This window comes from Acidithiobacillus acidisediminis (assembly GCF_023277115.1).
Lineage (GTDB): Bacteria > Pseudomonadota > Gammaproteobacteria > Acidithiobacillales > Acidithiobacillaceae > Igneacidithiobacillus > Igneacidithiobacillus acidisediminis.
This window is the reverse complement of record NZ_JALQCS010000001.1, coordinates 2,369,688-2,395,479: the sequence shown is the minus strand read 5'-3', so window position 1 is coordinate 2,395,479 and position 25,792 is coordinate 2,369,688. Positions and strand designations below refer to the sequence as shown.

The window sequence follows — 25,792 nt, the reverse complement described above, 5'->3', positions numbered from 1 at the left end:
ACGATGAGTGGGGTTATTTTGAGTTCTACCGTCATAGCAAATCATCTGCGAATCCGGTTGCGCGCTGCGGCAATCTTTTTGTCGATTTCCTTGAATACCTCTTCTGCGGGTATCCACTGCGTGCGTCCTGCTTCCATGTCTGCCACGCGCCGCGCGATTTCCTCGTCCCAGGCTTGGGCAATCGCTTCCGGTGTATCTTCTACCGGACCTTCAAGGCTCACAATTAGGCGATGGGCGAGTTCGCTGCGCTCGCGGGTTGTCAGTTGCAGCGCCTGCGCTTCGATGTCTGCGAGGGTGATGGCCATATTCCACTCTCAATCGATTGACTCATGAGGATGTTAGCACTGTGAACGAAGTCGACCCAATACCGCCTTCTGCATTTCAGCACTGGGCGTATCGCCCGGCCTAATCGCCGGGCGCGGATTGAAACTTGGCCCTCTACACAGCAATCGTTGGCACCCTGGTGGGTGAGGTCAGCCAAATCGACAGTTCTCTGGTCAACTTATTCGAGGGGCGGGCGGCGGCATAAAAAAGCCCCCTTGTTGTCAGGACGATATCAGGACACCTACAATACAGATATCCAAGGTCTGTCCGGGAGGCGCCGAGAATATGGTGAATATTTCCAAGACTGAGCGTATTGACGTTCGTGCAAGCACGCTGGTCAAACAACTGCTGCAGGAAGCTGCGCGTGCCTGCCACAAAAATGTGAGCGAGTTCTTGCTCGACGCCGGTGTGACGGCGGCACAGCAGGCGCTGGCAAGTCGCCGTCAGTTCGTGCTTGATGAGACGCAATGGCAGGCATTCCAAGAAGCGCTGGATAGGCCAGTACAAAGCAAGCCGCGTTTGAAGAAATTGTTGAACGAGCCTGGACTGCTGGATTGAGCAATGGCTACGCACCAGTTCGCAAGTTGGCTGCGTCTGATCAGGTTGAGGCTTTCGATTGTGGCGATGCTGCCCTGAATCAATTCCTGCAACGCTACGCGCTCGTCAACCAGAGGGCCAACAGCGCGCAGACCTACGTGTGTTGTACTGGTGAAGTGGTGGTCGGCTTTTACAGTCTCGCGGTCGGCAGCGCCGATCCGATGGCGGCGCCGTCAAGGGTTGTGAAGGGGCTTGGGTGTCATCCGGTTCCGGTCATGATTCTGGCCCGGCTTGCGGTGGACGGAGCGCATCAGCGCAAAGGTCTGGGTCGAGCCTTGCTCAAGGATGCGCTGTTGCGTACCGCCCAAGCCGCCGAGATCGCTGGCATTCGCTGCCTGCTGGTACATGCCAAGGACGATGCTGCACGTTACTGGTACGAAAGGTGGGAATTCGAGCCGAGCCCCACCGATCCTTACCATCTCTTCCTCATGCTCAAAGATCTCAAGGGCCTGTTGCGTTGATGGCTATCCTCTGCGGGGGGTTCCTCAAAAAGCCGCCGTCACAAAGACCCACGCGCCTTGCGTATTCACCCCGTAGTGACTGCGCACATAATCCGCATATTGCACGCCGGCACTCCAGTGGGGGTTGAAGTGATGAATAGCGGAGAGGTCCACTTCATGGCCATAGGCCTCGCTCTGATAGGCGCTGCGGAAATCATAATAGGTGGCCTGTAGGGCGGTGCCCAGGACTTTGCCTTCCAGAGTAAAATACAGGCTGCGCAACCCCGCCGTGGGCGTGGTAAGAAAGACCTCTGCCCAACCATTGAAGGCGTGCTTGGTAGCCAGGGGCGTCTGGAAGCCATAGTGGCCGTGGTTGCTGCCCATGACCATATAGTTGGCCAGCAGCCCAATTCCCGACCAGCGCAGGCCGCTACTCAGATGATAATACTGGGCATTGATCAAGGAACTCCCGGCATCATAGGGAAGCTGCTTGGCATAACTGGCATCATAAGGAATCTGCATTTTGGCAGCGACAGGAATGCTGCCTTGCACCCGGACCCCCAGAGTCTGGCTATTGCAGACCTGCGCATTTCCCGCCAGAAAACAGGCCGCCGCACCCGGAATGATGCTCTTGGCCTGATCCCCATACCAATAGCCAAAGGCCTGGGCATGGAAGAGAGGAGAGGGTTGCCAGTGCGCTTCGCCCAGGAAGGTCTTGGCGGGCACATTCTCGTTGAGAATGTTTTTGATGCGCCAGATGTAGGCGCCATATAGCCCAATATTGAACGTGGGATTTTCAGCGACGGAGACCGCATCAAAGCTCTGGGGGGTTTGCCGAAAGCCGACCGCGCCAACGAAGCGCTGATCGTCCAGATTGATCTCTTGGCGCCCCGCCCGCACCGTCAGCCCACCTAGGCCCTGGTACTGCAGGTAAGCCTGGTTGACGTTGGCCTCTTCGGGATCGGGAATCACTGCATAGGCGGTTTTACCATTTCGCAAGCTGTTGTAGTCATTGACGATACCCGCCACATCAATGAACTGCAGGTCAGCGCTGAAGCCGTCGATGGGTTTGCTCGCCAAGCCCAGTAGGGTTTGTACCGTAAAGGCGTTGGCATCGCGTTTTCCGGCTTGGGACATGAACTCATAACGCGGGCGGAAATCCAGGCTGACGCTGCCGCCGCGGATGGCGCTCGCTAGGGTGTCCCCGAAGGCGCTGGTCGCTGACAGGGCGAGGACAGAGGCAAGGGCGGTAAACAGCACAGGATGGCAGCGGAAGGTTTTGGTCATGGTGCACTCCAGAGGCAAAGGGGGGCTGGGCAGCGGCGTGGACGCCGCTGCAGGAAGAGAAATCGGGAAGGGGATCAGTCGGTGGCCGGGTTCGGCTGGTTGATCTGCTGGGGGTGCCCCACAGGCTGCGGACTATGTGCGGGCCGGGACCAATGCAGCCAGTATGGGCTCAGGGTAAGCACGAGCAATAGCGCGGTTCCACTGAGCCCGGCAAAGATCCCAAAGCCCCAGTGGTAACTGCCGGTTTGTTCTTTGGCAATACCCAGTGCCACCGGCAGATAAAAACCGCCCACGCCACCGGCAGCACCGATGATGCCGGTCATCAGGCCGGTCTTTTCTGGCCAACGCAAGGGAACGAGCTGAAAGGTGGCGCCATTACCCAGACCAAAAGCTGCGTAGAGCACTAAAAACAAGCCGATGCTTATGGCAAGCGTAGGCGTCCAGAGGGCGAAGTTGGTATCAATGACGCAGATTGCCGCAAGAAAGATCAGTAAAGCCCGCGCTCCGGAGATGCGGTCGGCAATCAGTCCTCCCATTGGCCGCAGGATGGCACCGGTAAAGGCAAAGAGCCCCATCAGCATCCCCGCATCTATTTTGGGCAGATGATAGAGGGAGACCAAGAGCAGGCTGACAAAGGCCGACATGCCGACAAATCCACCGAAGGTAATCGCATAGACCAGGATCAACGCCCAGGTATCCCGCTCGCGTAATACGGGAAAGTAGCGGCGCGGCAGAAAGAGCAGAGAGAGGATCACCCCGTAGAACGGCAGCATCAGCAGTGCGGCCTTGCCGTGCAAGCCTAGCCAGCCCAGGGGAGTGGCAACGGCCAGTATCATCAGGCCGAAGAGCGTCAGCCCCCAGCCCCAGGCCGCTGGGGCGACTTTCCCGGTCTTGGCGCCACAATCCTTGCCCCAGAACCAGAGGGTAAGGGCGGCCAAGCCCAGCAAAGGCAGCACCGCCGCGGCGGCATGGGTCCAGCCGTAGGCATCCGCCAAGGGCGGAAACAGGAAGCCATCAAGTACCGCGCCAATGTTGCCTGCGGCGGCCAAGCCCAAAACCGTGCCTTGGATTTTGGGCGGATAATTGCTGCCGGCCATGGGCAAGGCCACGGCAAAGCTCGCTCCGCCCACACCCAGGAGTACCCCAAGGAGAATCAAGGCTTCGTAACTCAGTGCGCCGGGGTACAGAGCCAAGACCAGTGGGGGGATGGCGGAAAGGGCGATGCCGATCAAGGCTAGCCAGCGACCGTCCACCGCCTGATATAGGTTGCCGAAGCCAATCCGCAAAATCGCCGCGGCCAAGACCGGCACGGCTACCAGATAGCCCTGTTGCATAGGCGAAAGATGCAGGCTGTGCATCATGTACGGTGCCAGTGGGCCATATAAGAGCCAGACGGTGAAACCCGTATCAAAATACAGAAAACTGGCGAATAGGGCGTGCCAGTTTCCTGCACGCAGTTGGGAGAGTAGGGGTTGCATGAATTCCTCCAGCCATCGACCAATAAAAAAGGCGTCCCTGACCGTTGCCGATCAGGGACGCCTTCGTCCCGTATCATCATTCTGCGTTGAATGATGCTTAGAGTAGATTAAGCAGAAGTCATGCCATCACGCGGAAAAGGCCAGACAGACCATAAAAATAGGGATTTTTTAGGTTCTCAAGACGTAGCAGCGTATGTGGGGGATGGCGATAGAGAGCACAATGATAGTGCGTTTGCCCTCATTTGGGGCCCCATAATGGGCGGTTGCAGAGCGTTTTGATGCCCCTAGGAAAGTCTGCTCCCATCAAAGAATTGCGTCGCACCCATGGGAATGTCCCGCTCCCGGCCCGCCAATTTCCACCCTGAGGCATGGCTCCCCAATCCCGAGTCTTCGTTGATGGGTAGGGGCGCATCCACCGCTGCTGCCGCCTCGCGGTACAGATCCCCCCGATATACTTGTGCGACGACGGCCTCTGGCACTGCGCCAGCAGGCCACTGGCCGCAGTGCTGCATCTGTTGGGCGAGCCAGAGCCCATGTTCTAGCCAGGGATATTGGGCGGCGTAGCGGTGGAATACATGAAAATCCGCCTGTGCTGGCAAGCCCGGTACCGCGCCACCCAAGGCAGCGGAAACGGCCGCTACTGGCACCTCAATGGCCTGGGCGATCCAGGGGGCAGCCTGCAGGCGTTGGGCGTCCTGGTCGAGCCAGCGGCCAGCCGCCAACAAGGCGCGCAGGAGGGCCTGATGTTGCTCGGGTTCTCGGGCAGACCAGTCTTCGCGTACCGCCAAGACCTTTTCCATCACATTGTTCCACAAAGCATAACTGCTGACGACCGGGTGGCCGACCCCCTCCATGGCAGCCAGGCTGCCCCAGGGTTCACCCACGCAGAAGGCGTCGATCTCGTCATTGCGCAGGGCATCGACCATATAGCGCGGCGGGACGACCACGATCTGTGCATCGGCCTCCTGGTCCAGGCCCGTGCTGCGCAGCCAGTGGCGCAACTGATAGTGATGGTTGGATACCGGCGAGACCACGGCAAAGCGGAGGGGAAAGCGGGCAGGGGCCTCGCGCCGCAGCCGTTGCAGGGCACTGCCGACGGCCAGGGGATCGCCCGCGCTGTGCATGCCAGCCTGCAAGAGCAGGTTGTGCAAGGCGTTGCTGACAGTGATGGTATTGCCATTGAGGGACAGGACCAGGCCAGCAATAACGGGGATTTTGGGGGAAGCGACCCCCAGGGTGGCGGCCATGGGCAGGGGCGCCAGGGCGTGAGCGGCAACGAGGTCGCCAAAGAGCAGATGGTCGCGCAGGCTGGCCCAGGACGGCTCGCGCTGCAAGCGCACCCGCAAACCTTCCCGATCGAAGAAACCCAGCTCCTGGGCAACGATGAGTGGCGCGCAATCGACCAACGCCACATAGCCCAGGGAAATCTCATCGTCCTTCATGTTCTGATCCTCGCCAGCCTGAAAAAGAAAACCTCGCTTCCGCGGGGCAGAAGCGAGGACGCCATTGTCAATCATGATCTAGCAAAAATCGTGCAATTGAGTGTAAAACTGCGCGTCTTCCGGCAGTGCACCGGGTAACGCGCAGACCGCTGCAGCCATGCGGTTCGCAAACTGCAGCGCCGCCTGCGGGTCTTGGTCTTGGGCACGGGCATACAACCAACCTGCTGCAAAGGCGTCGCCAGCGCCGACCGTATTGAGGATGTTGCGGACGTGGGAGGGGGCGTGCAGAACCTGTTGCGGATTCCAGTAGGTGGCGCCGTCGCTGTCTTGCGTCAGGAGGATTTCGCCAATGTCGAACTGGCGCGCGATAGCGGCGAGACGGGGCTCGATGCCCGCTTCCCGATACCCGAACAGCTCGCTGACGATAGCGAGTTCTTCGCGATTGAGCTTGAGCGTTTGTGTTTCTGGTAAGATCTCTTCCAGTAGGGCGCGATCCCAGTAGGGGGCACGCAGGTTGATATCCACAAAACGCTGCGGAATCTCCGCGCACAATGAGCGCCAGGCATGGCGGGAGGCACCGCGCAGGGCCAGGGTTCCGTGATAGAGTAGGGAGGGTTTTTGCGCCAGAGCCGTGCCCAGCAGGGAAGGCTCAATCGCGTCATAGGCCTGGTCGGGGAGGATCTCGAACTGGTGTCCGGATGCATCCTCATGCACCAGAACCTGTCCCGTAGGCAGATGGGAGTCTCGCTGTAGCCCGATATTGCTCATCCCCAAGCGTCGCAACTGGGTGCAGACCGCATCGCCATCGGCGTCTGTCCCCACCCGGCTGACGAAGAGCGGCGTCGCCCCAAGTCCAGCCAAGTGGCAGGCGACGTTGAAGGGGGCGCCCCCCAGGCGCTTGCCACTGGCAAAGACGTCAAAGAGTACCTCGCCAAAGAGGATCCACGGCTCTTGCATGCTTTATCGGTACCAGAGAATCGCATTGTTTTCCAGCGGCACCAGACAGAGCGGATGCCGGGGTACAATACGCGGGGTGAAATCTGAAACCGGGCGGCGCTTCGGAATTTGGCAGCGATAATTGTAACTATGCACAGCGCCACTCAAGGTCTCGTGACGCTCCATGGGATGCAGCTCTGGCGTAGAAGTTTCCAAGCCATTGGCAAACAGCTCTACCCGGACCATCTCGGGTGGAATGTCATCCAGATAGACGTGCATCTGAAACTGCAATTCTTCTCCACTGTCGTCGCAATGCAGCTCGCCAAAACGCAATCCGTGCCAGTGGGCGCGTAGATGGTTCTGCCACGTACAAATGTCTTGCAACGTTTTCAAGGATGCGCGCTCGCGGACGCGTTTTGCGGCGGGTAGATAAAGTTTCTGAACATACTCTTGCAACATGCGGTGGCTGCTGAAACGCGGCGTCAAGTTGGCCATGCTGGCCCGCATTTTCGCCACCCAAGCACAGGGACAACCATTATCATCGCGCGCTTGATAAAAGAGCGGCGCGATCTCTTGTTCGATCGTCTGATAGAGTTGGGCGGCTTCCTGCAAGTCCCAGGCCGGATCCGCTGGGTGCTCCTGCCGATCTCCCAAGGCCCAGCCGACATCGGGGCTATATGCCTCCGCCCACCAGCCATCCAGTTCGGAAAAATTCAGGCCACCATTCACCAAGACCTTCATGCCACTGGTGCCACTCGCCTCCCAGGGGCGGCGCGGGGTATTGATCCAGACGTCGACCCCCTGCACGAGTTGTTCTGCTACCAGCATGTCATAGTCGGCAAGGAACACGACTTTGTGAAAAATGTCAGGGTGGCGACGGATGAACTGCGTCCATTCCTGGATCATCGCCTTGCCGTCGCCATCGCGCGGGTGGGCCTTGCCAGCAATCAGCAATTGCACCGGGTGACGGGGATCACTGAGGATGCGATATAGCCGATCAGGGTCGCTGAGCAGGAGATTGGGGCGTTTGTAGGCGGTGAAGCGACGCGCAAAACCAATGGTCAGGGTATTGGGGTCGAGAACCAAGCAGGCGGCGTCGATTTCCTGCTGCGGATAATGCGCTATGGCGAGTTGGCGTTGCAGGACACGACGGGCAAATTCAATCAGATGTTGGCGTCCCTGTGCCCGCAGTTGCCACAACTCGGCATCAGTCACCTGCGCAAACTTGCTGCTGATCTCTTGCAGATCTCCCAGCCAACGTTGCTCGCCACAGTGCCGACTCCACAGGGTATCGGCCTCGGCATTATCCCAGGAGGGAACATGCACGCCATTGGTAATGGAGGAAACCGGGACTTCGTTCGTTGGCCAGCGCGGAAAGAGCGCTTGGAAAAGTTGGCGGCTCACGGCGCCGTGCAGTTCACTGACCCCGTTGACTTCAATACTGCCGTGGATCGCCAGCCAGGCCATATTGAAGGGTTCCTGGACATCATCGGGATTGGCCCGTCCCAAGGCGAGAATGTGTTGCAGATCGACCCCGAAGATTGCCGGTGCCCCTTCGACATAGCGGGTGATGAGTTCTGGTGCAAAGCGATCAAAGCCCGCCGCCACCGGCGTGTGAGTGGTGAATACATTGCCCGCGCGGGTGGCGTTCAGGGCACATTGAAAGTCGCTGCCATGATCTTGCATGTGGCTGTATGTGCGCGCCAATATGGCAAAGGCGGCGTGCCCCTCATTCAGATGGCAGATATCGACCTCTATGCCTAGGTGGCGCAGCAACATCCAGCCGCCGACCCCCAGGCAAATCTCCTGTTGCAGGCGGTTTTCCGAACCACCGCCATAAAGTTCTGCCGTGATACCGCGGTCGGCGGGGCTATTCAGTGGGTCGTTGCTGTCGAGCAGGTAGAGCGGAACCCCGCCCACCTGTGCCTGCCAAGCGCGCAGATTCACCTTGCGGCCGGGAAAAGGCAGTTCCAGACGCAACCACTGGCCTTCGCTGTCACGTACGGGGACGATGGGCAGCTGTGTGGGGTCGTTATAGGGGTAGAGTTCGAGCTGCCGGCCACAGGCATCGAGGCTTTGGCGAAAATATCCCTGCTGCCAGAGGATTCCGATCCCGACCATGGGTACTCCCAGGTCGCTGGCGGTTTTGAGGACGTCTCCGGCTAGAATACCCAGGCCGCCGGAGTAGATGGGTAGGGCTTCAGACAAGCCAAATTCCATGCTGAAATAGGCTACCTGCTGCAGGGAGGACGCCGGAAACGTTTTTTGGAACCAATGCTCCCCACGATTTTCTTGCCGATGTCGTTGCAGTTGCTCTTGTAACAGGTCCAGAAACTCGCGATCGCGGGCGAGACGGTCAACCGTGTTCGCCTCCAGATTCTGCAATAAAAGCCAGGGATTTCTGGTCCGTTCCCAGAGTGTTGGATCGAGGCGCTCCCAGAGCACATCACTGCGATAGCTCCAGGACCAACGCAAATCCAACGCCAATTCCGTCAATCCGTCCAAGGCCTCGGGCATGTCCGGCAATACATAGGACGGCGTAATTTTCATGGTCGAATCCTCCTTATACTCGCACTGTAAGTGTAGAACAGACCGTCAGCAGCGCATGGCAAAGAATGCTATGGTGTATAGTGTATAATCAGATCAGGAGATCAGGAATGAGCGAGCGGCAGGTGGATCTACTGTGCATTGGGGCAGGGGGCGCGGCCTATCCCGCAGCCTTTCGTCTCGCGCGGGCGGGGCGGAAGGTGCTGATGGTCGACCCCAAGGGAGTAATGAGCGGCAATTGCCTCTACGAAGGCTGTGTCCCATCCAAGGCAGTGCGCGAGATGGCCAACTTGACTGCCGACGTCCAGCGATTCCACCCGCAACTTGGTTTGATGACGGTCAAGGCAGACTACGCAGCCATCATCGAACACAAAGATCGAGTACAGCAACGCCGCTATGATCAGCATGCCCAGGAGCTTGCCGCAGCACCCAATATTACCTTGCGCAAGGGCGTTGTCCGTATCTTGGATCCGCACACGGTCCAGATTAATGATGACCAAGGCAGCGAGAAGATTCATTGTGCGCACATTTTGATTGCCAGTGGCTCAGACGTCTTTGTGCCGCCCATTCCTGGGGCAGAATATTGTCTGACCAGTCATGACCTCTACAAGCCGGAGCCGGCGCTACGCAAGCTGCCCCCGCGTCTGATCGTCATCGGCGGCGGTTATATTGGTCTCGAAACGGCGTCCTTTTTTGCTCAGCTCGGTAGTCAGGTGACCCTGTTGCAGAAAGGCGAGCAGATCCTGAACGGCATGGACCCCGGCATGGTCGCGTTGCTGCAGCCCTTATTGCCAGCATCCCTGCAGATTCTGACCGACGTGGACGTGCAACGCATCGAGGCACAGGGTGCGCTGCGGACGGTGGTCTGGAAGCGCGGAGGGCCAGAGGAACATGCCCAGGCCGAGGTGGTGCTCCTCGCCGTGGGTCGCTCCCCCGTGGTGCCGGAGGGCTGCGATTACCTGGGGATTGCCCACGATCGGCATGGCATCCAGGTCGCGGCGAGCCTACAGACCCGCTATCCCCATATCTATGCGGCTGGCGACGTGAATGGTCGAGTGCCTTTGTTTCACGCTGCAGTACGTCAGTCTTTGGTGGCGGCGCACAACATTCTGGCCGGCAATGTGCCCCAGGATTATGCCGATTTTCATACCGTGCCGACGACGATCTTCACCCTTCCAGCAGCGGCGTACATCGGCATGACCCCCGCCAAGGTGGAAGGGAAAGATCTGCTCGAGGGGCACTACGCGTTTGCCGAAGATTCCCGTGCCCAGATTCTGGACCGAACGGAGGGGGAGATCCGCCTCTTCTTCGAGACAGACTCCTTGCGCTTGTTGGGTGCCTGGGTTGTGGGTATCGATGCGGGCAACCTGATCGGCCAGCTTGGCACCGCCCTGCAGATGGGGGCGACAGCCTATGATCTGGCGCGCTTTGCCGATCAACACCCGATGTCGGCGGAAGGGATTGGCAAGGCGGCCCGTAGCCTTTTTTGAGGCAGGGGCCGGGTCGAGCTGAGGTTTAGCTGCGGGGCGGACGGACAAAGGCCCGGGCGCCCGCATAGGTCGCAGCGGTACCCAGTTCTTCCTCGATGCGCAGGAGCTGGTTGTATTTCGCCACCCGCTCGCCACGACAGGGGGCGCCGGATTTGAGGTGCCCGGTGTCGAGGGCGACGGTGAGATCGGAGATGAAGTCATCGGTGGTCTCCCCGGAGCGGTGGGAAACGAAGGCTCCCCAGCCATGGAACTGGGCCAGGCGCGTGGCGGCGAAGGTTTCGCTGACGGTGCCGATCTGGTTGAGTTTGATCAGTACCGAGTTGGCGATATTGTCCGCAATGCCGCGGGCGATGATCTCGGGGTTGGTGCAGAAGATATCGTCCCCCACCAGCTCGATCCGATCGCCGAGGCGGGCATTGAGGGTTTTCCACGACGCCCAATCGTCTTCGGCCAGACCGTCTTCCAGCAGGACGATGGGGTAGTCGTTGACCAGTTTGACGTAGTATTCGACCATTTCCTCGCTGTTGACGGCGCGATTTTCCGTGTGGAGTTGATATTTCCCATCGCGGTAGAACTCCGACGATGCCGGATCGATAGCGATGCCACAGTCCTTGCCAGGGGTGAAGCCCGCCTTTTCGATGGCGCTGAGCAAGAGATCCAGGGTCTGGTGATTGGACTGCACCGCCGGTGCAAAGCCGCCCTCGTCGCCAACGCCCACGCTCAGGTGCTTTTCCAGGAGCAGACTCTGCAGGGTGTGGTAGATCTCCGCGCCCCAGCGGATGGCCTCGCGGAAGGAATCAGCACCATAAGGCACGAGCATGGTTTCCTGAAAATCCGCCCCCTGCCAGTGAGCATGCACACCGCCATTCAGGACATTGAGGCAGGGCACGGGCAGGCGCGTAGCACTGGGGCCACCCAGGTAGGCGTAGAGAGGCAGATCCTTGCTCTCGGCGGCGGCGCGCGCGCAGGCCAAGGAAACGGCCAACAGCGCATTGGCCCCAAGGCGTGACTTGTTGGCGGTCCCGTCGAGACCCAGCAGGGTATCGTCGATCATCTTCTGGGCACTGGCGTCGAGATCGATGAGATTGGGGGCAATTTCCTCTTCGATGTGCTCGATGATCTTCCGCACCCCTTTACCGCCATAGCGCGCCGGGTCCTGGTCACGCAGTTCCAGGGCCTCACGGCTTCCCGTCGAGGCACCCGAGGGCACGGCGGCGCGAGCACGGCTGCCATCGGTGAGCAAAACCTCCGCCTCGACGGTGGGATTACCGCGAGAATCCAGAATCTCGCGGGCGATGATGTCTTCAATCAGGCTTTCCATGGGCATCTCCATTGCTGTAGACGGGGTATTCCGGGATGGCGAGGTCAATGACCTCGAGACGATTGGTGCCCCCCGGGTGACCCAGGCTCGGTCCCTGGGTGAGGAGGATGCGCCCCTGCCGCCAGCCCTGTTCTGCCAGCCAGCTGCGCACAGCAGGTTCCCACCCGTCACTGCCCGGATCCAAATCGAGGGGGTAGACGCCGGCGTAGAAACAGAGGCGTTGACAGGTTTCCGGATGGCGGCTGGGGGCCAGGATCCAGGCGTCAGGACGCAGGCGGGCGATGCGTGCCGCCGTGGCGCCGGTTTCTGTGGGGGTGACAATGAAGATCGGCCGCAGCATCTGGGTTGCCGAGCGCACATCGCAGGCAATCACGGCCTCCACGGCTACGTTGCTGCCTTTGGGGCAAGGCAGCCCGCGCGGGGAGAATTCCGACCCTTCGATATCCCGGGCAATACGGGCCATCATGCGCACGCTGTCCACGGGATATTGTCCCATGGCCGATTCTTCCGAGAGCATTACCGCATCACTGCCATCGAGAATGGCATTGGCGACATCCGTCACCTCGGCTCGGGTCGGACGAGCGTTCTGTACCATGGATTCCAACATCTGGGTGGCGGTGATCACCGCTTTGCCAGCCTCCCGGGCCTGATGGATGATGCGTTTCTGTTGCCGGGCAATGCTCGGAATGGGCGTTTCTACGCCGAGATCCCCCCGCGCTACCATGATGCCGTCACAGGCATCCAGGATCTCTGGCAGATGGCGCACTGCCCGCTGGCGTTCGATCTTGGCCACCAGAAAGGGTGCATAGCCCAGTTCCGCAGCCAGGTGGCGGGCGTTGTGCAGATCCTCGGCATTTTCGACGAAGGAGACACTGATGCCATCGACCCCGCAGGGCAGAATGGCGCGCAGTAGCTCACGGTCCTGCTGGGTGAGAGCGCTGCCCGCCAGCATCAGTCCGGGCAGGTTGACGCCCTTGTGGGAGCGCAACTCACCACCGATCACGACGCGACAGTGGATGGTATTGTCCGGCCCGTGAGCCTCCACCCGCAGATGCAGAAAGCCATCGGCAAGGAAGATGTCATCCCCGCGGCGCAGGGGGCGCGCTAGCTCGGGTAGTTCCAAGGGGATCTGCGTCGCCCCGTTTCCTGTAGCGTATGCTCCCGGCCCCAAGGTAACTCGTTCGCCTTTTTTCAGGATGATGGCCTGAGGTAGCTGGCCGATGCGGATCTTGGGTCCGGGCAGGTCCGCCAGGATGGCCACCCGTTTGCCGACTCGCTCCGCTGCGCTGCGAATACGGCGGATACGCTGTCTGTGTTCAACAATATCGCCGTGGGCGAGGTTGATCCGCGCCACCGTCATGCCAGCGCGGATCATGGCCTCCAGGACCGCCGCCTTGTCCGAGGCGGGACCAATGGTGCAGACGATCTTGCTCTTGTGGCGGGGCAAGAGACCCATGCTCAGCCCAACGCTGCCAAGGCGGCGTCCAGCCCTTTGCCCTCTACCACCAGACTGTGGATGGCACGACAGAGGGCAATGGCCTCGGCCTCGCTGCGCTGATGGACGTTGCGGCCCGTGGCGCAACCCGCCGTGCCGCCCTCGCGCAACTGTTCGTCCAGACGGCGCAGGAAGGCCTCTCCGGCAACCTCAGAGCCGCCGGCGCAGACGACTTGGGTCCTGCCCGCCGCGGCTACCGCCTCGCCCAACAGTTTCCCTTCGGCAACGCCGGCGTTGTTGAGGGGTGGATTGACCTTGACGAAGTCTGCCCCGAGGCAGGCTACCAACCCGGCCGCCCCGGCAATCAGATGTGGGTCGTGTTCGCGCTTGCCAATTGCCTTCCCCCGGGGATAGGCCCAGATCACCGTCACCAACCCCAGCTGATGGGCGTCATGAATTAGCTGGGCGGCCTCGGTCATCATCTCCGCCTCGAATTCAGAACCGGGGTAGATGGTGTAGCCTACCCCCACTACGGGCACTTCAGCGTGCTCCAAAAACTCTGCAACCTGGGCCATGCTCTGCCATTGACGGCTACGCGGGTCGTGTTCAGCGCCCGGAAGGAGATGGGTCTTGCTGTTGAGCTTGAGGAGGTAGGGGATCTCGGGATAATCGCGCCCGTATTGGCTGATCAGCCCCAACTGGGTGGCGAAGCATCCCACGGGGGCGCGGCTGGCAATGCGAAAGAGATGTTCCGGATCGGCATCCGCTGCATCTACTTGCCCGCCAACGAAGTCATCATTGAGATGTTCCACCTTCTGGTCCCCAGCCATCAGGAACAAATGACCAGAGCCCTGGGTCATGCGTTCGTAATTTTCCTGCCAGCGGCTGGCAGCGGTCTTGCTAATGCCCAGAGGGGCGTTGCGTTGTGCGTTCATACGGTTCTCCTTTCAGACGTTGAGCGTCTCCACCGCGATCTCTCGTAACAAGGGATCGAGGTCATTATGGGAAAAGATCCCTGTACCGGGTTGGGCAGCCGTACCGCTGCCGCAGGCGATAGCCAGGCGCAAGGCCTCTTCTGGGCGTTGCCCTTGGGCAAAGGCGGCGACCAGGCCTGCGACCATGGAGTCCCCGGCCCCCACCGTGGAACGGACGCGGACGGCCGGGGCACGGGCATGAAAGATACCCTCAGGCCCTACCAGCAGGGCGCCGTCCCCCCCCAGAGAGACGCAGACAACCTGCACCCCTTGCCGCTGGAGCAGGACCGCCGCCTGCACCAGATCCTCCTGACGAGGCAGGTCCCGACCCACGAGTTGGCTCAGCTCGAAGGCATTGGGTTTGATCAGAAAGGGTCGTGCGGCAATGCCGTGCTGCAAGGCCTCGCCATGGGCATCCAGTACTACTCGCGCGCCCTGGTGCCGTAACGTCTCGATCATCTGTGCGTAAAAATCCTGGGGCACCCCTGGCGGTAGCGAACCGGTCAGTACCGCGATGCCGGTTCCTGCCAGACTCGCCACCTTTTCTCGCACTTCCTGTAAGGCCATGGGCGAGAGCAGAGGGCCAGGGCCGGTCACCTCATATTGCCGTGCCGGCTCCCGCTGTAGCAGTGTCGCGTTGATCCGCGTCTCGCCGATGACCTCGATGCAGTGGGGATCATCCAGACTGTGGCGCAGCAGGGTCTGCAACAGGCGACCGATGTGTCCGGCCACCACGCAGCAACTGTGGGCACAGACAAAGAGCTCCTTCAGGGCGCGGGCGACATTGATGCCGTTGCCTCCGGAATCGAAGCGGGTGCTGTCGGCATGGGTCTTCTGATCGGCCTGCAGATGATCGAATTCGTAACTGACGTCCACCGCTGGATTCAGGGTCAGGGTGACAATATCCGCACAAGGGTGGCACGCGGTATCGGCAGTCATGCGGCGGATTCCTGAGCGTAATGCAGCAGGGCTGCCAGCGCCGCCGAAACCAGGCGCGCCCGCGGCGGATCGGCGCGGGAGGTGAGGATGATGGGCACCCTGGCGCCCATGACGATACCCGCCAAGCTGGCGTTGGCCAGGTATTCCAGATCCTTCGCGAGGATGTTGCCGGAGACGAGATCGGGTACAAGAAGGATGTCCACCGCCCCCGCGACCGGGCTCTGAATGCCCTTGATGGCAGCGGATTGTGCCGAGATGGCATTGTCGAAGGCCAGGGGGCCATCGACGATGGCGTGCTGAATCTGTCCCCGTTCCGCCATTTTTGCCAGGCAGGCGGCATCCACTGTCGAGACGATGGCCGGGTTGACCGTCTCTACCGCCGACAGGGCCGCCGCCTTGGGTTGCTCCACGCCCAGGATACGCGCCAGATCAATGGCATTCTGGAGGATCGCCGCCTTGGTCAGCAGATCGGGGCTGATGTTGATGGCGGCATCGGTGATCAGCAGCGGTTTGGGATAATTGCTCAGCTCGGCGACAAAGACATGGGAAAGCCGCCGTTCCGTGCGCAATCTGGCCAGGATCGGATGGAGAAAGGCATCACTATGGATGTGCCCTTTCATGATCGCTGCCGCCTCTCCGCGCTCGACCATCTGCACCGCCTCTTCCGCCGCCGCTTCGCTGTTGGGGAGGTCGATGATGCGAAAAGACGGGCAGGAGCCCGTCTCGGCGTGCAATTCTTGCAATAGCGCTTCGATTTTTACTTGCTTGCCCAGCAGTATCGGCTCGACGATGCTCTGCACCTTGGCGGCACAGGCGGCTTCTAGCACCTCCTTTTGCCCCGCATCCACCACCGCGACAGGAATGTCGTCGAGGGGGGCAACCTGCTGCAGGATCGCGTCAAAATGAGAATAAGGCATGCAATTCTCCGTTATGTGAACAGCGTTTTGCTCGTAAGGCCCGTATCATCGGTCCAGTTGGCGAGAGCGTAGGAGTAACGGCCCATGATGTTCCTCCAAGGTTAGCCCATGACCCTCCACGCGGAAAGTATAGGACAAGATGCCGCCGAGCAGACTCAACAGGGCCATCCCTAGTAGGAGGATCTCCACCCCTAGATCCTGCTGCAGTATCGGCAGGAGAAAAACGGCCAGGGTGGCACCGATCTTGGCGAAGGCAGCGGCAAAGCCCGCGCCCAAGGCGCGCACCTGGGTGGGGTACATCTCCGTCGGTAAGATGAAAGTGGTGGCATTGGGACCCACTGTCATGGCGAAGTTATACAGCGCGAAGCCCGCCAGCAGGGCGACGAAGGGCCAGTGTGCGGCTGAGGCTTGCCAAACCAGAACCAGTCCTGCAGCCATGCCGAAAAAGCCCTGAATCTGTACCTGCATGCGGCCAAAACGCGGTACGAGCCAGAGTGCGGTGATGGCGCCGCCAAGCAGGAAGAGATCAATACCGCCGGTATGCAAGGTGTTGATCCAGTCCTTGTGCCACGGCGCAACCCCCGTGGCCACTGCGCTGATGGAGCCTAATAGCAGGGGCGTGAACAGACCAATCCCGTAGGTGGCCATATCCATCAAGAACCAGGGCATGGTAACGAGCAGCGTGCGGCGCAGGTACTCAGCGGAAAACAGGATGCGCCAGCCAGCCTGGACATGCAGGGGAATCTTGCTGACCTCGTGTTTCTTGCGGCCGAGTTCGGCTGCCATCCGTTGTAATTCAGCGCTGCGCTGGGGCGCAAAGCGGGTCAGTTCCCGCGCCGCGAGTTGATTTTTTCCATGCGCCATCAGCCACCGCACACTCTCCGGTAGACGCCAGCGGCCAAAAAAATAGGGCAGGGCGAGGATAGCCTGCGAGGCCATCAGCCAGCGCCAAACCGTGCCACCCTGGGGCAGAAGAAGCAGGGCGATTCCGGCGCTCAGCAGCATGCCAAGGGGTTGCAAGGCCATGGATGCCGCGAGTAAGCGACCGCGATGATTCTGTGGCATGAATTCGGAGATGTAGCTGCTCCCCACCGGAAAATCTCCGCCCACCGCAATGCCCAGTAACAGCTCGCCGACGATCAAAAGGACGGTATTGGGCGTGAGACTGAGCCAGATGCCTGCCAACAGCAGGCCGAGGGCATTGGCAATGAGTAGGGGGCGGCGCCCGAAGCGATCCGCCAGATGCCCACTGAGGAGCGCCCCGATGACCGTCCCACCCATCAAACTTGCCGCTGCCAGGCCCATGAGGCTCGGGCTGAGCAGGAACCTGCCCTGTAATAGGGGCAAACTGATGCCCAGCACCATCATGCTGACACCGCTCAGTAGCGGACCGGCAGTGGCGAGCAGCCAGAGGCGGTAATGCACCGCGGACAGGCTTGCCGCATCGAGAATCCCCGCCATTGCCTGATGGTGGGGATGTAACTGCGTATTGGCCCTGCGTTTCGTCATCGGAGGAGCATAAAATGCTCCCTCATTTGCGGCAAACCGTCGTTACAGACCGGGAATGCTGGTAATGCCACCGTACACTCCGAGTCCCGCGCTGATGCCACCTAAGGCCAGCACCAGCCACAAATACCAGCCCCGCAAACGATGTTCCCTGGGCAGGGCTTTCACCGCTAAGGCAATCAAAAAACCCAACACCAGGGGAAGCAGAAGGGCATTCATCACCTCTACGGCAATGTCCAGGCTTACGAGATTGGGGATGAAGATCACCGCAACGGCGCCAGCAATCAAGACGAGGGTGTAGGTACCATAAAACCACGGTGCCTCACGGGGATGGTGCTCCAGGGAGTGCTTGAACCCGGTCACCTCGCCCCAACCCCACGCCGCGGCCAGAGTGGCGACGATGGCGGCAATCATACCAGCGCCCGCGATGCCCAAGGAAAAGACGATCCCTCCCCAGACTGTACCCAAAAACGGTGTAATCGCCTCGGACAGCTGCTGCACCGTATTCAAGGGCGCACTGGGATTGGAGCGCCCAATGGTGGCAGCGGCGGCGATCAAGACCGCAGCCATGATCAGCTGCGTAACCACCGAGCCAATGCCGGTATCCCAACGGGCGAGGGGATAATCTGCTGGTTGCAGCCCTTTGTCGGCCACGGCTGATTGTTGATAGAAAATCATCCACGGCATGATGACTGCACCAATATTAGCAGCGACCAGCATCATGTAGTCATGGTTCCCCAGTTCCACTTGGGTCAGGCCATGCAAAAGCTGGCTCAGATTGGGATGTGCGGCCCAGGCAATACCAAAAAACACGACTTCGAAGGCGCCAAAAATCAGGGCGATGCGCTCCACCCGGCGGTAAGAGCCAGTGATGACGATGAACAGCAGGGCGCCAGCGCCCAGAACCACGCCCACGGCGCGGGGCAAGCCAAAAAGTTCGCTGACCCCGGCCAAGCCGGAAAATTCTGTCAGCAAGGCGCCGGCACTGGCGATGCTCAATCCGCTGACGGAGAGATAGGCCCAGCCCTTGCCAAAGCACTCGGAAATCAGCTCGCCATGACCTTTGCCGGTAAAAATTCCCAAGCGTACCGTCAGTTCCTGCACAACGTACAGGATCGGCATCAGCACCAGCTGCAGCAGGAGCAGGCGATAACCCCACTGGGCTCCGCTTTGTGCCGCAGTGATGATGCTGCCGACCTCGGTATCGGCAAGCATGACCACCAAGCCAGGACCCAGTACAGCCAGGAAAGTGCCAAGTCGGCGTTTGTTCGCTGGCGTTGCCGTGCGCGGTGCCCCAACGGTTGCCATATTCTGCGTACCTCATCTAACGTTCGTAAAAATGATAACGCGAATGATTATCAAAACGGAAAGAGAAGTCAATGGTCTCCTGCCTGGGTCTTTGGAGTCCTGACCTGGCGCTGTCTGCAGGTAAGGCGCTCTCGCCTGCGTCCTGTGCTACGCTTGCAACGGGATTTCTGCTTTGGGGCAAGTCGATGGCAAAGTCCGTGATCGTCGTGGGTGCGGGTATCGTGGGGTTGTCCGTTGCCCTGCAATTGCAGCTCCGTGGCTGGCAGGTGCAGTTGTGGGATCGGCAACCGGCGGGGGAGGGCACCTCCTACGGTAATGCCGGGCTTATCCAGCGTGAGGCGGTCTTTCCGCAGCCCTTTCCCCGCGATCTCCACGAGCTCTGGCGATATGCGGGTAATCGCAGCAGTCGCGCTCAGTATCGCTTCAAGGCCTTGCCACCCCTGGCGCCCGCTTTTCTGCGCTATTGGCGCGCTTCCCGGCCAGATCGTCTGCAGCAGAGCGCCAAGGCCTACGGTGCTCTCATTCGCCATTGCCTCGAGGATCACCTGGCCCTGGCCGCTCTCACTAACGCTTCGGAGTTGTATCGTCCGGGGGGCTGGGTACAGGTATTTCAGGAGGGACAGCACCTGCAGGCTGAACTCGAGGCGGCAGCGTACAAACGGCTGCATTTCGATGTGGAATATGCAGCCTGGGACGCGGCAGAGTTGGAGAGGCGTTTGCCAATGTTACGAAGCGGCTTGGCGGGCGCCGTGCACTGGACGCAACCCCTCGCCTTGAGTGAACCGATAGCACTATCCCAAGCCTATCTGCGAACCTTTCAACAGCAGGGCGGGGAATTCGTTCTCGAGGGCATTCATGGGTTGAAAAAAACATCACAGGGTTGGCGGGTACAGGGAGACCACCAGCAGAGTGAGGCGCCGTGGCTGATTCTTACCATGGGTGCATGGACGGCGGACTGGACCAAGCCCCTGGGTTATCAGGCCCCGGTCTTCGTCAAACGGGGCTATCATCAGCATTACAGCAGTAGCGGCGGTAGTGATCTGCCCTTGCCGGTACTCGATAGCGAAGCGGGGTATGTCTTGGCCCCGATGCGGCGAGGCCTGCGTTTGACCACCGGGGCGGAGTTTGCCCGTCGCGACGACTTGCCCTCCGCGCGTCCGTTGCAACTGGCGGAGGCTGCTGCCCGGCGACTGTATCCAGGCCTGGGTGTGGCCTTGGATGCGCAGCCTTGGCTGGGGCACCGTCCCTGTACCGGCGATATGCTCCCCATCATTGGTCCCTTACAGCGGCAGCCGGGCCTGTTCCTGGCCTTCGGCCATTGTCATCAGGGCTTGACCATGGGCCCCAGTACCGGCCGCCTGGTCGCGCAGATGCTTGAACAGGATGCCCACCCCTTTGTTGACCCCTGGCCCTACCGACCAGAGCGCTTCGACAATTAAGCGAGGAACAGGCAATGGCAACGGGCAGTGAAGGGATACATGCCAGCTACGGGCGGATTCCCATTCGGGACAACGGCGAAGCCTTGCGCGAAATTCCGCCGCGCCTCCCACGTCTGATGCCGCACCCCTATCTCCTTGCTGGCGCCCCCTACGCGGGAGGATCTCCTTGGCGGTTACGGACGGGAGTCATCGCTGCGTTGGAGCGAGCACAGGCCGATCTGGAGCAACGCTTCCCCGGTTGGCAGATCGCTATTTTTGATGCCTGGCGCCCCCTCGAGGTGCAGGCCTACATGGTCTGGCGACAATTTCAACAAGAGGCGGAACAGCAGGGCGAAAAGGCGCTCCTAGCGGTGAATGCCTGCAATACGCCGGCGGAATTGCTGCGACGGGATCCCATCCTGTATGAGAAATTGGCCGAGTGCGTCTATCGCTTTTGGGGTATTGCCAATCCAGACCCCCTCCACCCGCCACCGCACAGTACGGGGGCGGCCCTCGATTGCACGCTGCTCGATGAGGCTGGCGCGGCAGTCCCGATGGGGGGGCCGATCGATGACTTCAGTGATCGGGCTGATCCCGAGTACTTCGCTAGCGCGCCAGCCGCTTCTGCCGGTGCCCAGGCGCATCAAAACCGCTTGTGCCTACGCGATGTCCTCGCTGTGCAAGGTTTTGTGCAGCACCCGGGAGAATGGTGGCACTTCTCTCTGGGGGATCAGCTCTGGGCATGGCGCCGAGGCGCCCCGCATGCCGTCTACGGACGCGTCAGTAGCCCGGCTGATGCCGAGTCCACGGCGCCGGGCCAAGCTGTGCCAGCAGATGCGGATTGTCCCAGCCTGGCTGGCGATGTTCCACCAGCACATCGGTACTGATACCCCCGCGCACATACCAACGGCCCAGCAGACGCAAATAGCGCGGTTCAAGCAGCTGCGCCAATTCATCGGCGATGCGGTTGGTCAGCGCTTCATGGAAAGCCCCTTCGTCGCGAAAGCTCCACAGATACAACTTGAGGGACTTGAGCTCAACGTTGCGCTGGTCGGGAATGAAATCGAGCAGAAAATGGGCAAAATCGGGTTGCCCGGTCAGCGGGCAGAGGCAGGTAAACTCCGGCAAGTCCATATGCACCAGATAGTCCCGATGGGGCTGCGGGTTGGGGAAGCTCTGCAGCTCGCGGCTTGGTTGACTGGGCATCAAGATCTCCTCAAGATTGCGAATTCTGCCACCATGATAGCAAAAACTGGCGTCCATGCGTCTCTCCGCCATCCACCTGCACGGTTTCAAATCCTTCCGCAACGCGACCCGCATCGACATCCAGCGTAACCCCTTGGCCATCGTTGGCCCGAATGGTTGCGGCAAGTCCAACATCATTGATGCCATTCGTTGGGTTCTTGGCGAGTCCTCGGCGCGCCAGTTGCGTGGTGGCGCCATGGCCGATGTGATTTCCAACGGTGCAGACAAGCATGCGCCAGCGCGACAGGCGGTAGTCGAGTTGCTCTTCGACAATGCCGCCAGTCAGGCCCCGGCACCCTGGACGGCCACCGCGGAAATTCGGGTGCAACGCCAGCTCTCCCGTGATGGCGACAGCCAATATCGCATCAACGATGCGCGCTGTCGCCGGCGCGACGTGGGTGATCTCTTTCTCGGCACAGGTCTGGGCGCGAGTGCCTATGCCATCGTTGAGCAGGGCACCATTGGGCGGATTGTCGAAAGTCGGCCGGAAGACTTGCGCGCCATGCTAGAAGAGGCCGCTGGCATCAGTCGGTACCGCGAGCGACGGCGTGAAACCGAGCAGCGAATCGCCGAAACGCGCGAACATTTGCAGCGTTTGCGGGACATCCACGGGGAAATGGAGCAGCAGTTCCAGCGCCTCACCCGTCAGGCAGAACAAGCTCGTACCCTGCGTGCGCTGCGGGCAGAAGAGCGGCGCTGGCAGTGGTGGGAACTGACGCTCCATCTGGCGGAATTGGACGCCGAACGCGCGCATCTGCAAGAACAATTGCAGATTGGCGCAAAACAGTTGCAGCAGCACCAAGCGGAGGAGATGGCGGTACTGAGTTCTCTGGATGCCCTGCGCAAGGCAATGCAGAGCCAAGAAGAGCAGCTGCGCGAGGCCCAGGGAGCGCAGTATGCCGCACAAGCGGAACAGGCGCTGGCAGAGCAGGAATGGCAACGTTTGCAGGAGGATGGGAAACGTCTGGCGCGGGCGCGCAAGGAGGTGCAGGAGAGTCGGGTGCGCCATGACGAGGAAATGGCAAGACGGACCCGTCAGCTCGAGGAGGCGCAGGCTCGCTTGCAGGTCCTGGCAGAGCAGGAGCGGGTACACGCGGAGGAAGAAGGCAAACTGCGTTCTGAGCGAGATGCCCTGGAGCAACAGCTCCGCGCCGCCGAGGCCGCACAGACCGCCCTGCATGACAAGGTGCAGGACTGGCGTCGGCAGGTCGACGTGTTGGAGACCCAATGGCGCGAGATACAACCGCGCATTATCGAGATGGAGGGACGGCGGAATCGCCTTGCCAATCGTCCACAGCCAAAGGAGGGAGAACTGCAGCAGCGACAAGCAAGACTCCATCACGCGGAGCAGCGTGCCCAACAGGTTCAGGCAGATCTGCTCGCGGCAGAGCAGCTTGGCGTCGCGCTCGTGGGCGACAGCGAAAAACTGCAAGACGAATGGCAGACAGTGCGCGATCAGGCACAGCATCTGCGTGCCCAGCGCGAGGCCTTGCAGCGCCTCTGTCGCGGACTGCAAAAAGAGGAACGGCCTAGCACGGCCACGTCCCTGAGCGCCATCCTGCGCGTTCATCCAGATTGGGAGCAGTGTGTTGAGTGGGTACTTGGCGATCGCCTCCATGCCTTACTGGTGGATGCCATCGACGGGGTAGAGGGAAGCGGGAGTTGGCTCTGCCCAGCGCCGGGGCTACAGGCGCAGGGGTTGCCTGACGACGCGCTCTGGCACCATCTGCAGCTGGATGCCGATTGGCATCGCGCGCTGCTGCCGTGGTTCTGGGGTTTGCGTTGCATCCCAGATCTGCTGCTTGCCGAGGCGCGCATGGAAGAGTTGTGCGCAGGCGAGCAGTGGATCACGCCGCGGGGCGAGTTGCGCTCCAGATCGGGCCTCTGGCGTTTGGGGCGGGAGGGCGATGATGCCAGTTGGCTGCGGGTTCAGCGGGAACTTCAGGAAATTGCGAGTATCCTGCCGGATCTCGAGGCTCGCGTGCAGACCGCGGAAGAGGCGCTCCGAGTAGCGCGCGGGCGTCTGGGCACGGTCCGTGCTCAGGAGCAGGATTTGCGCCGTCAGACTCAGGCGGCGCAGCAGGAACTCGTGCAGGCGCGGGAGAAACTGGGGCAATGGGAAAGCATCCTTGCGGCCGAGGCGCAGCGCGCGCGGGAAGAAACGGACGAATTGCAGCGTCTCGAGCAGGAGTTGCAAAGCCTCCAGGCGCGTCACCAAGCGCTCGATCAGGAACTACAGCGTCAACGCGCCCGTGGCTCCGGCCTGCAGCAGCAGGAGCAGGAGAGCCGGCGGACGGTGGCGGAACGCCAGTGCGCGCAGCAGGAGCAGCGGCAACGCTATGGTCGTTTGCGCGAGGAAGGGCAACGCAGGGCACTCGAACGCCAGCGCCTGGAAAATGAACAGACCAGTGCAAGAGAACGCCTGCAGGTCTTGGCTGAAGAGGAGCGGCGGATCGCACAGCAGGCGGAGGAACGTGAGCGGGACTGGGAAAGCTGGCAGGGAGCGCTCCCCGGCGCCGAGCAACGCCGCACAGCACAGCGGGAGCAGCGCGAGGCGGCCCAGCAAACACTCATCTCCCTGCAGGGGCAGGGCGACGAGCTACATCAGCGGCAACGCGCCCTGGATCAGCAACGACAAGCCCTCCAGGCACAGCAACGCCAGCAGGAAATAGAACAGGCCAAGCAGGAATCGCGATCTGATCATCTCGAGGAGCGTCGCCAGGAACTTCTGCTACATGCTCAGGAAATGGCCGCGATTCTTGGGGAGAATCCCGGTCCAATGCCGGAAAACCACCAGCCGCAAGCAGAATTGCAGCGCGTGCAGGCGGCCCTTGCCCGCCTTGGTAATGTCAATTTGGCCGCGGAAGAGGAGCTCGCCGAATTGCAGGGTCGTCAGGGGGATCTGGCGCAGCAAGTCGCGGACGTCGATCAGGCGCTGATCAGTCTGGAGAGTGCCATGGCGGCGATGGATGCCGAGACCCTGGAACGTTTTCAGCACACCTTGGAGCAGGTGAACCAGAAGCTGCAGGAATATTTTGCCGAACTCTTTGGTGGCGGTCAGGCCGGTCTCGAACGCTGTGCGGGGGATCCGCTGGCGGCTGGATTGCTCCTGCGCGCGCAACCGCCAGGAAAACGCAACGGTACCCTGCAGCAATTGTCCGGCGGCGAAAAGGCACTCACGGCCATCGCTCTGGTCTTTGCCATCTTCGCCTTGAACCCGGCTCCCTTCTGCATTCTCGACGAAGTCGATGCACCGCTGGACGACGCCAATATCGAGCGATTCTGTCGTCTGCTACGGCAGTTGGCGCAGCAGACGCAATTTCTGCTCATCAGCCACCGCCATCTGACTTTGCAGGTGGCGGAGCAATTCATAGGAGTGACGATGACGGAACCCGGAATATCCAGTACGGTCGCCGTGGATGTCGCCGCTATCCTCGCGGAGGAATCACTCAGTGTAGTGGGTGACAAGGACCATGCAGGCTGAGAATGGGCCAGGCGCGCTCTTCCGCCACCTGCGCGAGGGTGGGATCGGGATCGACAGCCACTGGATTGCCGACCAATTCCAACAAAGGCAGGTCATTGTGGGAGTCGCTGTAGAAATAGGCGCTTGCCAGATTCTCTTCCCAGGGCATTCCGCGGGCGTCCAGCCATTGCCGTAGACGCTCCACTTTTCCCTTTTGGAAGCAGGGAATACCAAAGGAGCGTCCGGTGAATTCACCGTTTTCGTCGCATTCCGCTTCGGTGGCGAGGAGGGTCGGCACGCCCAGTTCAACGGCAATCGGACCCGTCACAAAGCGGTTGGTCGCCGTGATGATCAGCAGCGTATCTCCTGCTACGGCGTGTTTGTGCACCAGTGCGCGAGAGGCCTCGGTGATCATGGGCAGGACACGCTCCCGCATGTATTGGCCATGCCACTCGTCCAGCAGGCGGCGGGGATGCTGCGCCATGGGTGCGAGGACAAAGCGCAGGAAATCCTGCATATCCAGTTTCCCGTCCAGATAATCGCGGTAATACCGATCATTGGCCTTGCGCAACTCCTCACCATCGACGATGCCGAGGGTGCTTAAAAATTCCAGCCAAGCATGATCGGAGTCTCCGGCGAGCAGGGTGTTGTCGAGATCAAAAATGGCCAGGGCCATGCGTTCCTCGTATCGTTTCCAATCGGCGTGGCAAGTATAACAGGGTTTT

At 60.7% G+C, this 25,792-nt stretch carries 21 protein-coding genes; 6 read left to right on the top strand and 15 right to left on the bottom strand.

Features of this window, described 5'->3' with window-relative positions:
- Positions 1–41 precede the first annotated feature (41 nt).
- The gene (locus M5D89_RS11980) at positions 42–305 is read right to left on the bottom strand and encodes an addiction module protein (protein WP_248886029.1); all 264 of its coding nucleotides are present in this window, start codon (positions 303–305) and stop codon (positions 42–44) included.
- Positions 306–609: 304 nt separating this feature from the next.
- Between M5D89_RS11980 and M5D89_RS11975 the strand changes: the two genes are divergently transcribed.
- Entirely contained in the window at positions 610–882 is a 273-nt protein-coding gene (locus tag M5D89_RS11975; RefSeq protein WP_248886028.1) for a type II toxin-antitoxin system TacA family antitoxin, read from the top strand.
- Positions 879–1,382: a GNAT family N-acetyltransferase gene (locus tag M5D89_RS11970; protein ID WP_248886027.1), complete on the top strand. Its 504-nt coding sequence runs from the start codon at positions 879–881 to the stop codon at positions 1,380–1,382. The genes M5D89_RS11975 and M5D89_RS11970 overlap by 4 nt, the downstream gene beginning before the upstream one ends.
- Positions 1,383–1,406: 24 nt before the next feature.
- Here the strand turns inward: M5D89_RS11970 and M5D89_RS11965 are convergent, their stop codons facing one another.
- The 5 genes from M5D89_RS11965 to glgP all read right to left on the bottom strand — a co-directional run bounded on the left by M5D89_RS11965 (position 1,407) and on the right by glgP (position 9,054).
- Positions 1,407–2,648, bottom strand: a complete 1,242-nt coding sequence (locus M5D89_RS11965) for an alginate export family protein (RefSeq protein WP_248886026.1) — start codon at positions 2,646–2,648, stop codon at positions 1,407–1,409.
- 74 nt (positions 2,649–2,722) lie between these two features.
- Positions 2,723–4,126 (bottom strand): MFS transporter, encoded by a 1,404-nt coding sequence (locus tag M5D89_RS11960; RefSeq protein ID WP_248886025.1) that lies wholly within the window; start codon positions 4,124–4,126, stop codon positions 2,723–2,725.
- A gap of 284 nt (positions 4,127–4,410) precedes the next feature.
- Complete coding sequence (locus M5D89_RS11955) at positions 4,411–5,568, bottom strand: CmpA/NrtA family ABC transporter substrate-binding protein (RefSeq protein ID WP_248886024.1); 1,158 nt, start codon at positions 5,566–5,568, stop codon at positions 4,411–4,413.
- Positions 5,569–5,646: 78 nt separating this feature from the next.
- Positions 5,647–6,525, bottom strand: coding sequence for a PfkB family carbohydrate kinase (locus tag M5D89_RS11950; RefSeq protein WP_248886023.1), 879 nt, complete (start codon positions 6,523–6,525; stop codon positions 5,647–5,649).
- Between the two features lie 3 nt (positions 6,526–6,528).
- Positions 6,529–9,054, bottom strand: a complete 2,526-nt coding sequence (glgP, locus tag M5D89_RS11945; protein ID WP_248886022.1) for an alpha-glucan family phosphorylase — start codon at positions 9,052–9,054, stop codon at positions 6,529–6,531.
- Between the two features lie 107 nt (positions 9,055–9,161).
- On the opposite strand from glgP, the gene M5D89_RS11940 reads away from it, so the two are divergent.
- Positions 9,162–10,541, top strand: a complete 1,380-nt coding sequence (locus tag M5D89_RS11940; protein WP_248886021.1) for a dihydrolipoyl dehydrogenase — start codon at positions 9,162–9,164, stop codon at positions 10,539–10,541.
- A gap of 25 nt (positions 10,542–10,566) precedes the next feature.
- Here the strand turns inward: M5D89_RS11940 and eno are convergent, their stop codons facing one another.
- From eno to M5D89_RS11905, 7 genes are read right to left on the bottom strand one after another with little or no spacing between them, the layout of a single operon-like run.
- Entirely contained in the window at positions 10,567–11,862 is a 1,296-nt protein-coding gene (gene eno, locus M5D89_RS11935; RefSeq protein ID WP_283102997.1) for a phosphopyruvate hydratase, read from the bottom strand.
- Positions 11,846–13,318, bottom strand: coding sequence for a pyruvate kinase (pyk, locus tag M5D89_RS11930; RefSeq protein WP_248886019.1), 1,473 nt, complete (start codon positions 13,316–13,318; stop codon positions 11,846–11,848). The genes eno and pyk overlap by 17 nt, the downstream gene beginning before the upstream one ends.
- Positions 13,319–13,320: 2 nt before the next feature.
- On the bottom strand, positions 13,321–14,232 hold the full coding sequence (locus M5D89_RS11925) for a beta/alpha barrel domain-containing protein (RefSeq protein WP_248886018.1): 912 nt from the start codon (positions 14,230–14,232) through the stop codon (positions 13,321–13,323).
- A 12-nt stretch (positions 14,233–14,244) separates the two neighbouring features.
- Positions 14,245–15,210, bottom strand: a complete 966-nt coding sequence (pfkB, locus tag M5D89_RS11920; protein ID WP_248886017.1) for a 1-phosphofructokinase — start codon at positions 15,208–15,210, stop codon at positions 14,245–14,247.
- Positions 15,207–16,127, bottom strand: coding sequence for a bifunctional enoyl-CoA hydratase/phosphate acetyltransferase (locus M5D89_RS11915; RefSeq protein WP_248886016.1), 921 nt, complete (start codon positions 16,125–16,127; stop codon positions 15,207–15,209). Before M5D89_RS11915 ends, pfkB begins: the two co-directional genes overlap by 4 nt.
- A 45-nt stretch (positions 16,128–16,172) precedes the next feature.
- Positions 16,173–17,636 (bottom strand): MFS transporter, encoded by a 1,464-nt coding sequence (locus tag M5D89_RS11910; RefSeq protein WP_248886015.1) that lies wholly within the window; start codon positions 17,634–17,636, stop codon positions 16,173–16,175.
- A gap of 42 nt (positions 17,637–17,678) precedes the next feature.
- The gene (locus tag M5D89_RS11905) at positions 17,679–18,941 is read right to left on the bottom strand and encodes an NRAMP family divalent metal transporter (RefSeq protein ID WP_248886014.1); all 1,263 of its coding nucleotides are present in this window, start codon (positions 18,939–18,941) and stop codon (positions 17,679–17,681) included.
- 185 nt (positions 18,942–19,126) lie between these two features.
- Here M5D89_RS11905 and M5D89_RS11900 point away from each other — a divergent pair, with 185 nt between their 5' ends.
- Positions 19,127–20,380, top strand: coding sequence for an NAD(P)/FAD-dependent oxidoreductase (locus tag M5D89_RS11900; protein WP_248886013.1), 1,254 nt, complete (start codon positions 19,127–19,129; stop codon positions 20,378–20,380).
- A 14-nt stretch (positions 20,381–20,394) separates the two neighbouring features.
- Positions 20,395–21,246 (top strand): M15 family metallopeptidase, encoded by an 852-nt coding sequence (locus M5D89_RS11895; protein ID WP_248886012.1) that lies wholly within the window; start codon positions 20,395–20,397, stop codon positions 21,244–21,246.
- Here the strand turns inward: M5D89_RS11895 and queF are convergent.
- On the bottom strand, positions 21,140–21,565 hold the full coding sequence (gene queF, locus M5D89_RS11890) for a preQ(1) synthase (RefSeq protein ID WP_248886011.1): 426 nt from the start codon (positions 21,563–21,565) through the stop codon (positions 21,140–21,142). The two genes, M5D89_RS11895 and queF, sit on opposite strands and share 107 nt — an antisense overlap.
- Positions 21,566–21,620: 55 nt before the next feature.
- Here queF and smc point away from each other — a divergent pair, with 55 nt between their 5' ends.
- Positions 21,621–25,088, top strand: coding sequence for a chromosome segregation protein SMC (gene smc / locus M5D89_RS11885; protein ID WP_248886010.1), 3,468 nt, complete (start codon positions 21,621–21,623; stop codon positions 25,086–25,088).
- Here the strand turns inward: smc and M5D89_RS11880 are convergent.
- Positions 25,054–25,743 carry a histidinol-phosphatase gene (locus M5D89_RS11880; protein ID WP_248886009.1) on the bottom strand — a complete coding sequence of 230 codons (690 nt, stop codon included), beginning with the start codon at positions 25,741–25,743 and terminating at the stop codon, positions 25,054–25,056. The genes smc and M5D89_RS11880 overlap by 35 nt on opposite strands.
- Positions 25,744–25,792: the final 49 nt, after the last annotated feature.

What these genes read in the sequence shown, in the direction of transcription:
- M5D89_RS11900 (WP_248886013.1), top strand. Translation starts at nt 19,127, where the DNA reads ATGGCAAAGTCCGTGATCGTCGTGGGTGCGGGTATCGTGGGGTTGTCC.
- M5D89_RS11880 (WP_248886009.1), bottom strand. Translation starts at nt 25,743, where the DNA reads ATGGCCCTGGCCATTTTTGATCTCGACAACACCCTGCTCGCCGGAGAC.
- M5D89_RS11925 (WP_248886018.1), bottom strand. Translation starts at nt 14,232, where the DNA reads ATGAACGCACAACGCAACGCCCCTCTGGGCATTAGCAAGACCGCTGCC.
- M5D89_RS11950 (WP_248886023.1), bottom strand. Translation starts at nt 6,525, where the DNA reads ATGCAAGAGCCGTGGATCCTCTTTGGCGAGGTACTCTTTGACGTCTTT.
- pyk (WP_248886019.1), bottom strand. Translation starts at nt 13,318, where the DNA reads ATGGGTCTCTTGCCCCGCCACAAGAGCAAGATCGTCTGCACCATTGGT.
- M5D89_RS11955 (WP_248886024.1), bottom strand. Translation starts at nt 5,568, where the DNA reads ATGAAGGACGATGAGATTTCCCTGGGCTATGTGGCGTTGGTCGATTGC.
- M5D89_RS11910 (WP_248886015.1), bottom strand. Translation starts at nt 17,636, where the DNA reads ATGACGAAACGCAGGGCCAATACGCAGTTACATCCCCACCATCAGGCA.
- pfkB (WP_248886017.1), bottom strand. Translation starts at nt 15,210, where the DNA reads ATGACTGCCGATACCGCGTGCCACCCTTGTGCGGATATTGTCACCCTG.
- eno (WP_283102997.1), bottom strand. Translation starts at nt 11,862, where the DNA reads ATGGAAAGCCTGATTGAAGACATCATCGCCCGCGAGATTCTGGATTCT.
- M5D89_RS11905 (WP_248886014.1), bottom strand. Translation starts at nt 18,941, where the DNA reads ATGGCAACCGTTGGGGCACCGCGCACGGCAACGCCAGCGAACAAACGC.
- queF (WP_248886011.1), bottom strand. Translation starts at nt 21,565, where the DNA reads ATGCCCAGTCAACCAAGCCGCGAGCTGCAGAGCTTCCCCAACCCGCAG.
- M5D89_RS11895 (WP_248886012.1), top strand. Translation starts at nt 20,395, where the DNA reads ATGGCAACGGGCAGTGAAGGGATACATGCCAGCTACGGGCGGATTCCC.
- M5D89_RS11960 (WP_248886025.1), bottom strand. Translation starts at nt 4,126, where the DNA reads ATGCAACCCCTACTCTCCCAACTGCGTGCAGGAAACTGGCACGCCCTA.
- M5D89_RS11975 (WP_248886028.1), top strand. Translation starts at nt 610, where the DNA reads ATGGTGAATATTTCCAAGACTGAGCGTATTGACGTTCGTGCAAGCACG.
- M5D89_RS11915 (WP_248886016.1), bottom strand. Translation starts at nt 16,127, where the DNA reads ATGCCTTATTCTCATTTTGACGCGATCCTGCAGCAGGTTGCCCCCCTC.
- M5D89_RS11965 (WP_248886026.1), bottom strand. Translation starts at nt 2,648, where the DNA reads ATGACCAAAACCTTCCGCTGCCATCCTGTGCTGTTTACCGCCCTTGCC.
- smc (WP_248886010.1), top strand. Translation starts at nt 21,621, where the DNA reads ATGCGTCTCTCCGCCATCCACCTGCACGGTTTCAAATCCTTCCGCAAC.
- M5D89_RS11980 (WP_248886029.1), bottom strand. Translation starts at nt 305, where the DNA reads ATGGCCATCACCCTCGCAGACATCGAAGCGCAGGCGCTGCAACTGACA.
- glgP (WP_248886022.1), bottom strand. Translation starts at nt 9,054, where the DNA reads ATGAAAATTACGCCGTCCTATGTATTGCCGGACATGCCCGAGGCCTTG.
- M5D89_RS11940 (WP_248886021.1), top strand. Translation starts at nt 9,162, where the DNA reads ATGAGCGAGCGGCAGGTGGATCTACTGTGCATTGGGGCAGGGGGCGCG.